The following is an 8,996-nucleotide window of genomic DNA, read 5'->3' on the forward strand; positions in this document are numbered from 1 at the left end:
GACTTCAACCACGACCCGCACAGCTCGATCTTCGCGCTGAACGAGACCAAGGTCATCGACGGCAACTTCGTCCGCATCATGACCTGGTACGACAACGAGTGGGGCTTCTCCAACCGCATGAGCGACACCGCCGTCGCCATGGCCAACGCCAAGTAAGGACGGAGCCGTATTGCCCCCACCCCGGCCCTCCCCCGCTGCGCAGGGGAGGGAGATTGTTGCGAAGCGGCGGCAGTTCCCTCCCCTGCGCAGCGGGAGAGGGTTAGGGTGGGGGCAACGCGGTTTCCAATGCCAAAAACTAAAATACCAGTTTTCAAACTCCGCTTTTTGAAAACACCCTTTGAAGGAGCCGTGGCATGCCCCGGACCTCCGACCTGCCGACCGAGCGCATCGCCGCCCTGGAGCGCGACGCCGACGCCCTGCGGCGGGCCTTTCTGACCACGCCGGTCTTCGCCTTGGACGATCACGGCCTGCAAGTGCGCTTCGAAGCGTTCGGCCGCACCGCCCTCGCCCTCTTCCGGGAAACCGCCCGATCGGCCGGTGGCGAACAGGCCGCCCAACGCATCGAGGCCGCCTACCACCGCGTCCACGAGGCGCTGCAAGCCGTTGCCACGCTTGCGCTTTCCGATACGGAGCCGGGTTTCCCGGCGCACGGGAACGGCACCGCCAAACCACCGCCGCAGAATGTGCGACAGAGTGTCATCCGACGGGGTACGCAGTTCTCCTGACTTGCCCCGCAACGCTAATATACTAGTATCCACTCCATCGGCGGCGCGATCCTTGGACAGGCCCGAAGGCCACCGGACCGGCGCCGCCCCGCAGGGGATGCGCGGCACGCTCCCCCTCCATGCGCCGCAACCGGCAGCCACCACCCCGGACTTTTCCCAGACATTTCATCGACGGCCCAGTCGGACCGCCCCAGGAGTACCGACTATGAACATCAAATCCAGGATCGACCGCATTCCCGGCGGGATGATGATCCTTCCCCTGTTCCTCGGCGCCTGCCTGAACACCTTCGCGCCGAACACGGGCAAGTTCTTCGGGTCCTTCACCAACGGCCTGATCACCGGCACCCTGCCGATCCTCTCCGTCTGGTTCTTCTGCATCGGCGCCAGCATCAGCCTGAAGGCCACCCCGCTGGTCCTGCGCAAGAGCGGCGTGCTCGTCACCGTCAAGATCCTCACCGCCGCCACCATGGGCATCGTCGCCTCCTGGTTCATCCCGCACGAAGGCGTCTCCTCGGGCTTCTTCACCGGCCTGTCGGTGCTGGCGATCATCGCCGCCATGAACGACACCAACGGCGGCATGTACATGGCGCTGATGCAGCAGTACGGCACCAAGGAGGAATCCGGCGCCTTCTGCCTGATGTGCCTGGAATCCGGCCCCTTCATGACGATGGCGACGCTGGGTCTGGCCGGTCTGGCCGCCTTCCCCTGGCAGACCATGGTCGGCGCCCTGCTGCCCTTCCTGATCGGCTTCGCGCTCGGCAACCTCGACCAGGACTTCCGCAAGTTCTTCGGCCAAGCCGTGCCGGTGATGGTGCCCTTCTTCGCCTTCGCGCTCGGCAACAACCTGAACTTCGCGGTCATCCTGAACACCGGCCTGCTCGGCATCGTCCTCGGCCTGTCGGTCATCGCCGTCACCGGCTTCACGCTGGTCGTCGCCGACATCCTGCTGGCCAAGGGCAACGGCACCGCCGGCATCGGTGCCGCCTCCACCGCCGGTGCGGCCGTGACGGTCCCGCCGATCATCGCCTCCATCGAGCCGAGCTTCGCGCCGAGCGCCCCGGCCGCCACCGCCCTGGTCGCCACCAGCGTCGTCGTCACCTCGCTGCTCACCCCGATCCTGACCGCCTGGTGGGCCCGCCGGTTCGGCGTCCTCTCCCCGCGCTATCTGGCCGCCCAGAAGGCCACCCAAGAGAGCGCCCACACAGCAGTCCTGCCGGTCCAGCCCGCCCCCGCCGAATGACGGCGCCCGGCTGAACGCCGCCCCACCCCGGACGAAAGCCGGAGATTGCGGACCCCGCGATTTCCGGCTTGCACCGCGGCACTGATATACTAATATGCTCCCTTAGGACCGGCCGAGCCGGCGCAACAGGTGCAGCCATGGACATGCCGACCACCCCGACGCCCGACGCCAACAATGACCGTTCCGCCACCCAGCGGGGCGCGGTGAAGCCCTCCCGCGGGCCGGCGCGGGGCGCCTCCACCATGGCGGCGATCCACCGGTCGCTGCGCGCCGAGATCGTGGAGATGCGCCGCAATCCGGGCGAACCCATCGTCGAGAAGCACATCGCCGAAGCCTTCGGCGTCAGCCGCACCCCGGTGCGCGAGGCGCTGCAACGGCTGGCCGACGAGGGGCTGATCGAGATCTTCCCGCAGGTCGGCACCTTCGTCGCCCGCATCCCGGTCAACGCCCTGCCGGAGGCCATCGTCATCCGCACCTCGCTGGAGGGCACCGCCGTCCGCTACGCGGCGCAGCGCGCCACCGGCAGCCAGATCGCCGGCCTGCGCGCCAATCTGCTGCTCCAGCAGGAGATGGTGGAGGACGGCGACCTCAACGCCTTCCACGAGGCCGACGAGCGGTTCCACGCCCTGATCGCCGAGATCGCCGGCTACCCCGGCCTGTGGAGCATGGCGCAGCAGGTGAAGGTGCAGGTGGACCGCTACCGCCGCCTGACCCTGCCGGAGCCGGGGCGCCTCACCCATGTGCTGGCCGAGCACGCGGCGATCGTGGACGCCATCGCCGACGCCGACCCGGCGCTGGCCGCCGACCGCATGGCCGTCCACCTCGACGGCCTGCTGACCTCGATCCCCCAGGCCCAGGGGGCGAACCCGTTCTTCTTCACTGGTCCCTGATTTGGCCCCCTGAATTGGCCGCCACCGGCCCCGAAAAACACAAACGAGGATACCGCCATGAAGATCACCGTCCGCCACGCGTCACACCAGGATGACGTCCGCAACTACGACACCACCAAGCTGCGCGACCATTTCCTCGTCCCGTCCATCTTCGAGGCGGACGACATCGTCCTGACCTACAGCCACATCGACCGCTTCGTGGTCGGCGGCGCCATGCCGGTGTCCGGCCCGCTGAAGCTGGAATCGGCCAAGGCCATCGGCTCGGCCAACTTCCTCGACCGGCGCGAGCTGGGCGCCGTCAACGTCGGCGGCCCGGGCCGCATCACGGTGGACGGCGCGGTGTTCGAGCTGGCCCCGCGCGACTGCCTCTACATCACCATGGGCAGCCTGGACGTCCGCTTCGAGAGCCTGGACCCGGCCAACCCGGCGAAGTTCTACCTGAACAGCGCCCCGGCCCACGCCCGCTTCGAGACGATGAAGATCTCCATCGCGCAGGCCAAGGCCGTGCATATGGGCGACCCGGCCCAGTCGAACGAACGCACCATCTACCAGATGATCCACCCGGACGTCTGCCGCACCGCGCAGCTCGTGCTCGGCATGACCGTGCTGAAGCCGAACAACATGTGGAACACGATGCCGTGCCACACGCACGACCGCCGCTGCGAGGTCTATTTCTACTTCGACCTGCCGGAGCCGGCCCGCGTCTTCCACTTCATGGGTGAGCCGTCCGAGACGCGCCACGTCGTCGTCGCCAACGAGCAGGCGGTGATCTCGCCCAGCTGGTCGATCCATTCCGGCGTCGGCACGCGCAACTACACCTTCATCTGGGCCATGGCCGGCGACAATCAGGACTTCACCGACATGGACTTCATCCCCATGGAAGACCTGCGCTGATCCCCGCAAGCCAAGAATAAGGACCAAGACAATGGCTCAGGCACATTCCTTCGATCTCACCGGCAAGGTCGCCCTGGTGACCGGCGCCCACACCGGCATCGGCCAGGGCATCGCCGTGGCGCTGGCCCAGGCCGGCGCCGACATCGCCGCCGTGGACGTGGTGCCGCTGGACGAAACCAGGTCCCTGGTGGAGGCCGCCGGCCGCAAGTTCCACGGCATGTCCGCCGACCTGACCAGCATCGCCCCGGTGCAGGGCTTGGTGGAGGAGGTGGTGGGCACCTTCGGCGGGCTGGACATCCTGGTCAACAACGCCGGGCTGATCCGCCGCGCCGACGCCGTGGACTTCACCGAGGCCGACTGGGACCTCGTGATGAACATCAACATCAAGACGGTGTTCTTCCTCTGCCAGGCCTTCGGCCGCTACGCCATCGGCCAGGGCCGCAAGGGCAAGATCATCAACATCGCGTCCATGCTGTCCTTCCAGGGCGGCATCCGCGTGCCCTCCTACACCGCCTCCAAGAGCGGCGTCGCCGGCATCACCCGCCTGCTCGCCAACGAATGGGCGGGCAAGGGCATCAACGTGAACGCCATCGCGCCGGGTTACGTCGCGACCAACAACACGGCGGCGATCCGCGCCGACGAGCAGCGCAGCGCGGAGATCCTCGGCCGCATCCCGGCGGGCCGCTGGAGCGTTCCGTCCGACATGGGCGGCCCGGCGGTGTTCCTGGCCTCCGACGCGTCGGACTATGTCCATGGCACGGTCCTGCCGGTGGACGGCGGCTGGCTCGCCCGCTGAGGCGGGGTGGTTCCGTTTGAGTGACGAAGCCGGGCGCCAGCGATGGCGTCCGGCTTTTTCGTGTGGCGGTTCGGCCGCGGCCTTGCCCCCACCCCGGCCCTCCCCCGCTGTCGCAGGGGAGGGAGATTTCCGCGAGGCGGCGGCAGTCCCCTCCCCTGCGCAGCGGGGGAGGGTTAGGGTGGGGGCAAAAGCGCCTTCAATATGTTTCCACGAGCGTTGCTCGGCGCTTCACGGCATAACGGATGTCCCCAGGACCACAACGCCACCCGCCATGCCGACGCCAAACGAAGCTCCCGTGACCGAAACGGAATGGACGATCCGGACCGCGAAAGGCGCCCTCTTCGCGAAGAGCTGGACTCCGGAAGCCGCCAGCGCCGTGCCGATCATTCTCTTCCACGATTCCCTCGGCAGTGTGGACTTATGGCGCGGCTTCCCGCAGCGGCTGGCCGCCGAGACGAGCCGCCGCGTCATCGCCTACGACCGGCTCGGCTTCGGGCGTTCGGACGGCCATCCGGGGCAGCTCGCCCTGGATTTCGTCGCCGCGGAGGCGCGGGACAGCATCCCCCCGCTGTGCGACCAGCTCGGCGTGACGGAGTTCGTCGCCTGCGGGCACAGCGTCGGGGGCGGCATGGCCGTCGAGACGGCGGCGCGCTTTCCGGAGCGATGCCGCGCCCTCGTGACCATCGCCGCGCAGGCCTTCGTGGAAGAGAGGACCCTCGCCGGCATCCGCGACGCCAAGCGCGACTTCCAGGCCCCCGCCAACGTGGCGCGTCTGGCGCGGTATCACGGCGGCAAGGCCCGGTGGGTTCTGGACGCCTGGACGGAAACGTGGCTGTCGCCCGGTTTCGCCGACTGGACCCTGGACCGGGCCCTGACGGCGGTGCGCTGCCCGGTTCTGGCCTTGCATGGCGACCGCGACGAGTACGGCTCCGCCGCCCACCCCGAACGCATCGCGGCCGGGCGGGGAGCCGCAAGGCTTCTCCCCGACACCGGCCATGTGCCGCACCGCGAGCGGGAAACGCTCGTCCTCGATGCGATCCGGAGTTTTCTAAGCGGGCTTTGAGGCGTCCGCTCAGGCCGCCAGGGGTGACAGCACCGCGTTCCGCGCCAGGATGGCCAGCGTGTGGCTGGCGATCATCCGCTCCTCGTCGGTGGGGATGACGAAGACCGGGACGCGGCTGTCGGCGGCGGAGATGCGCGTGGCGCGGGCGCGGTTCGCCGCCCCGTCGAGATGGACGCCGAGCCAGCCCAGCTTCTCCGCCACCCGCGCCCGCACCGGGGCGGAGTTCTCGCCGACGCCGGCGGTGAAGACCACCGCGTCCAGCCCGCCCATGGCGGCCGCCAGCCCCGCCGCCTGCTTGGCGACCTGGAAGCAGAACAGCTCCACGGCCTCCGCCGCCTGCGGGTTCTCGCTGTCCAGCAGGGCGCGCATGTCGTTGGAGACACCGGAGACGCCGAGCAGGCCGGACTTGTGGTAGAGCAGCCGCTCCAGCTCGTCGGGTCCCATGCCCTTCTCCCGCATCAGATAGATCAGCACGCCGGGGTCGAGGACGCCGGGGCGCGTGCCCATCGGCAGGCCGTCCAGCGCGGTGAAGCCCATGGTGGTGTCGACGCTGCGGCCCGCGCGCATGCCGCACAGGCTGGACCCGCTGCCGAGATGGCAGACGACGACGCGGGCCTCGGCCAGCTCCGGGGCGATCTGCGGCAGGCGCTGGGCGATGTACTCGTAGGACAGGCCGTGGAAGCCGTAGCGGCGCACGCCCTCGTCGGTCAGCTCGCGCGGCAGGGCGAACATCTGGGCCTGCCAGGGCCGCGTGCTGTGGAAGGCGGTGTCGAAGCAGGCGACCTGCGGCAGCTCCGGATAGACCTCGGCCAGCGCGGTCATCGCCGCGATGTTGTGCGGCTGGTGCAGCGGGGCCAGCGGCACCAGGGCCTCCAGTTCCGCCAGCACCGCCGGGGTCAGCCGGACCGGCGCGTCGAAGCGGGTGCCGCCATGCACGACCCGGTGGCCGGCGGCGACCAGCCGCACGTCCCGCAGCTCGTGCCGCATCCAGGTCAGCAGGAAGCCGAGCAGCCCGGCGCGGTCGCCGGGACCGACCTCGTCCAGGATGCCGTCGGCCAGGACGTGGCGGGCCGCGTCCTTAGCCTCGAAGCGCGGGGCGGTGCCGATGCCGGAGATCTGGCCGGTCAGGACGGCCTCCAGATCGCTCCTTCCGGCGCCGCAGAAGACGGAGAATTTCAGGCTGGAGGAGCCCGCGTTGATGACGAGACAGGCGTCACGGTGCGACATGGTGTGATCCTCACTCCGCAGCCAGGGGGGCGGCCAAGGGAGCGGCAGTGGCGTTGAGCGCGAGGGCGGGACGGCGCGCGGCGGCCACCAGCGCCGCCACGGCGCAGGAGGCGAGGCGGGTGCGGACGTTGTCGGCGCGGCTGGTCAGGATGACCGGAACCCGCGCGCCGAGAACGATGCCCGCGGCGTCGGCGTTGGCGAGGAAGGAGAGCTGTTTGGCCAGCATGTTGCCGGCTTCCAGATCGGGGACGAGCAGGATGTCGGCCTGTCCGGAGACGGGGGATTTGATGCCCTTGATGCGCGCGGCCTCGGCGCTGATGGCGTTGTCGAAGGCCAGCGGGCCGTCGAGAATGCCGCCGGTGATCTGACCGCGGTCGGCCATCTTGCACAGCGCGGCCGCTTCCAGTGTGGTGGCGATCTTCGGGTTGAGCGTTTCGACCGCCGACAGGATGGCGACGCGCGGCGTCTCGACGCCCAGGACCTTGGCGAGATCGATGGCGTTCTGGACGATGTGGACCTTGTCTTCCAGCGTCGGGTAGATGTTGATCGCCGCGTCGGTGATGAGAAGCGCCCGCGGGTAGGTCGGCACGTTCATCACGAAGACGTGGCTGATGCGGCGGCTGGTGCGCAGGCCGGTTTCCTTGCGGACGACCTCGGCCATCAGCTCGTCGGTGTGCAGGCTGCCCTTCATCACCGCCTCGGCCTCGCCGGAGCGGGCCAGGGCGACGGCCGCCGCCGCAGCGGCGTGGCTGTGCTCTACATCGACCAGACGATAGCGGGCGATGTCCAGACCGTGGGCGGCGGCCAGCGCGCGGATCTTCGCCGCCGGGCCGATCAGGATGGGGTCGATCAAACCGGCTTCCGCCGCCTCCACCGCACCCTTCAGCGAGCTTTCGTCGCAGGGATGGGCGACCGCCGTGGCGACCGGCTCCAGCCCGTCGCACTTGCGCAGCAGCGCGTCGTGCTTGTCGTGGCGGATCATCTGGATCTGCGGCAGCGCGTGGGCGGCGCGGCGGACCTTGCGGGTCGGCGCCACCACCTCGGCGGTCCCGGTCACCACGACCTCGCCGTCCTGGTTGGTGCACAGGCAGTCGAAGACGACGATGTTCTTGTCGGCCTGCTTCTCGCGGACGGTCACGGTGGCGGTGACGACGTCGCCCAGCCCGACCGGGCGGCGGAAGCGCAGGTCCTGGCCGGCGTAGACGGTGCCGGCGCCGGGCAGCCGGGTCCCCAGCACGCCGGAAATCAGCGCGCCGGACCACATGCCGTGGCCGATCACCTTTTGAAAGCGGCTGTCGGCGGCGAATTTCGCGTCCAGATGAACCGGATCGATGTTGCCGGAGACGGTGGCGAACAGCTCGACGTCCATCACGGTCAGTTGCCGCGCGATGCTGGCGGACTGCCCGACCACGATCTCGTCGAAGGTGACGTTCTCGATCGGGACCGCGTGGGAGTCGCCGCTGGTTTCACCATTGGCAGTCATTGCAGAACACTCCGGATAAGAGAAAAAGGCATGATGCTGCCCGTTTCAGCCGATCCCTCCCGGCGCGCGCCTTGCTGAAAGGAGAAGCGCGTCTTGCCGTCTTCTTCTGCGAGCGTCTTTTTGTGTACTGATATATTAGCGGAAAAGGCGGTGCGGCGCAGCAAATCCGGCATCACCGGACACTTTGCCGCAGCCGCCTTCCGCTGGGCCGTTATGCCTTGAGGATGCCGCGTCCGGCGAAGCGGGACGCCACGCCGAGCATTTCCTCGATGCGGATGAGCTGGTTGTACTTGGCCAGCCGGTCGGAGCGCGACAGCGAGCCGGTCTTGATCTGGCCGCAGTTGGTGGCGACCGCCAGATCGGCGATGGTGCTGTCCTCGGTCTCGCCCGAACGGTGCGACAGCACCGCCGTGTAGCCGGCCTTGTGCGCCATGTCGACAGCTTCCAGCGTCTCCGACAGCGTGCCGATCTGGTTGACCTTGACCAGGATCGAGTTACCGACGCCCTTCCGGATGCCGTCGGCCAGACGCACCGGGTTGGTCACGAACAGGTCGTCGCCGACCAGCTGCACCTTGTTGCCGATGGCGTCGGTCAGCGCCTTCCAGCCCTCCCAATCGTCCTCGGCCATGCCGTCCTCGATCGAGATGATCGGGTAGCGGCCGACCAGATCGGCCCAGT

The 8,996-nt window shown here is 68.8% G+C and carries 10 protein-coding genes and 1 pseudogene; 7 read left to right on the forward strand and 4 right to left on the reverse strand.

Translation table 11 applies throughout. The annotated features are described in order from the left end of the window. From AC1DVI_RS31520 to AC1DVI_RS31550, 7 genes and pseudogenes are all read left to right on the forward strand, one after another. Positions 1–156 (forward strand): annotated as a pseudogene (locus tag AC1DVI_RS31520) (erythrose-4-phosphate dehydrogenase); the annotation flags it as partial. A gap of 197 nt (positions 157–353) precedes the next feature. Next, positions 354–725: a hypothetical protein gene (locus AC1DVI_RS31525; protein WP_476961336.1), complete on the forward strand. Its 372-nt coding sequence runs from the start codon at positions 354–356 to the stop codon at positions 723–725. 205 nt (positions 726–930) lie between these two features. After that, on the forward strand, positions 931–1,965 hold the full coding sequence (kdgT, locus tag AC1DVI_RS31530) for a 2-keto-3-deoxygluconate transporter (protein WP_476961337.1): 1,035 nt from the start codon (positions 931–933) through the stop codon (positions 1,963–1,965). A gap of 137 nt (positions 1,966–2,102) precedes the next feature. After that, positions 2,103–2,855, forward strand: a complete 753-nt coding sequence (locus tag AC1DVI_RS31535) for a GntR family transcriptional regulator (RefSeq protein WP_476961338.1) — start codon at positions 2,103–2,105, stop codon at positions 2,853–2,855. A gap of 57 nt (positions 2,856–2,912) precedes the next feature. Beyond that, the gene (gene kduI, locus AC1DVI_RS31540) at positions 2,913–3,749 is read left to right on the forward strand and encodes a 5-dehydro-4-deoxy-D-glucuronate isomerase (RefSeq protein ID WP_079285396.1); all 837 of its coding nucleotides are present in this window, start codon (positions 2,913–2,915) and stop codon (positions 3,747–3,749) included. Positions 3,750–3,780: 31 nt separating this feature from the next. Further along, entirely contained in the window at positions 3,781–4,545 is a 765-nt protein-coding gene (gene kduD / locus AC1DVI_RS31545) for a 2-dehydro-3-deoxy-D-gluconate 5-dehydrogenase KduD (RefSeq protein WP_476961339.1), read from the forward strand. 295 nt (positions 4,546–4,840) lie between these two features. Then, complete coding sequence (locus tag AC1DVI_RS31550) at positions 4,841–5,608, forward strand: alpha/beta fold hydrolase (protein ID WP_476961340.1); 768 nt, start codon at positions 4,841–4,843, stop codon at positions 5,606–5,608. Between the two features lie 9 nt (positions 5,609–5,617). Here AC1DVI_RS31550 and AC1DVI_RS31555 read toward each other — a convergent pair whose 3' ends face one another. The 4 genes from AC1DVI_RS31555 to AC1DVI_RS31570 all read right to left on the reverse strand — a co-directional run. After that, positions 5,618–6,835, reverse strand: a complete 1,218-nt coding sequence (locus tag AC1DVI_RS31555) for an acetate/propionate family kinase (protein ID WP_476961341.1) — start codon at positions 6,833–6,835, stop codon at positions 5,618–5,620. Between the two features lie 10 nt (positions 6,836–6,845). Further along, positions 6,846–8,318 (reverse strand): bifunctional enoyl-CoA hydratase/phosphate acetyltransferase, encoded by a 1,473-nt coding sequence (locus tag AC1DVI_RS31560; protein WP_476961342.1) that lies wholly within the window; start codon positions 8,316–8,318, stop codon positions 6,846–6,848. Beyond that, on the reverse strand, positions 8,315–8,491 hold the full coding sequence (locus AC1DVI_RS31565; RefSeq protein ID WP_174436502.1) for a hypothetical protein: 177 nt from the start codon (positions 8,489–8,491) through the stop codon (positions 8,315–8,317). The genes AC1DVI_RS31560 and AC1DVI_RS31565 overlap by 4 nt, the downstream gene beginning before the upstream one ends. A gap of 38 nt (positions 8,492–8,529) precedes the next feature. Then, the coding region (locus tag AC1DVI_RS31570; protein ID WP_476961343.1) for a phosphopyruvate hydratase family protein at positions 8,530–8,996 on the reverse strand (467 nt) is incomplete at its 5' end.

The organism is Azospirillum sp. P4_B5 (assembly GCF_056402275.1).

Excerpts from the sequence above, each read along its gene's own strand:
- AC1DVI_RS31525 (WP_476961336.1), top strand. The coding sequence starts at position 354 with ATGCCCCGGACCTCCGACCTGCCGACCGAGCGCATCGCCGCCCTGGAG.
- kdgT (WP_476961337.1), top strand. The coding sequence starts at position 931 with ATGAACATCAAATCCAGGATCGACCGCATTCCCGGCGGGATGATGATC.
- AC1DVI_RS31535 (WP_476961338.1), top strand. The coding sequence starts at position 2,103 with ATGGACATGCCGACCACCCCGACGCCCGACGCCAACAATGACCGTTCC.
- kduI (WP_079285396.1), top strand. The coding sequence starts at position 2,913 with ATGAAGATCACCGTCCGCCACGCGTCACACCAGGATGACGTCCGCAAC.
- kduD (WP_476961339.1), top strand. The coding sequence starts at position 3,781 with ATGGCTCAGGCACATTCCTTCGATCTCACCGGCAAGGTCGCCCTGGTG.
- AC1DVI_RS31555 (WP_476961341.1), bottom strand. The coding sequence starts at position 6,835 with ATGTCGCACCGTGACGCCTGTCTCGTCATCAACGCGGGCTCCTCCAGC.
- AC1DVI_RS31560 (WP_476961342.1), bottom strand. The coding sequence starts at position 8,318 with ATGACTGCCAATGGTGAAACCAGCGGCGACTCCCACGCGGTCCCGATC.
- AC1DVI_RS31565 (WP_174436502.1), bottom strand. The coding sequence starts at position 8,491 with ATGCCGGATTTGCTGCGCCGCACCGCCTTTTCCGCTAATATATCAGTA.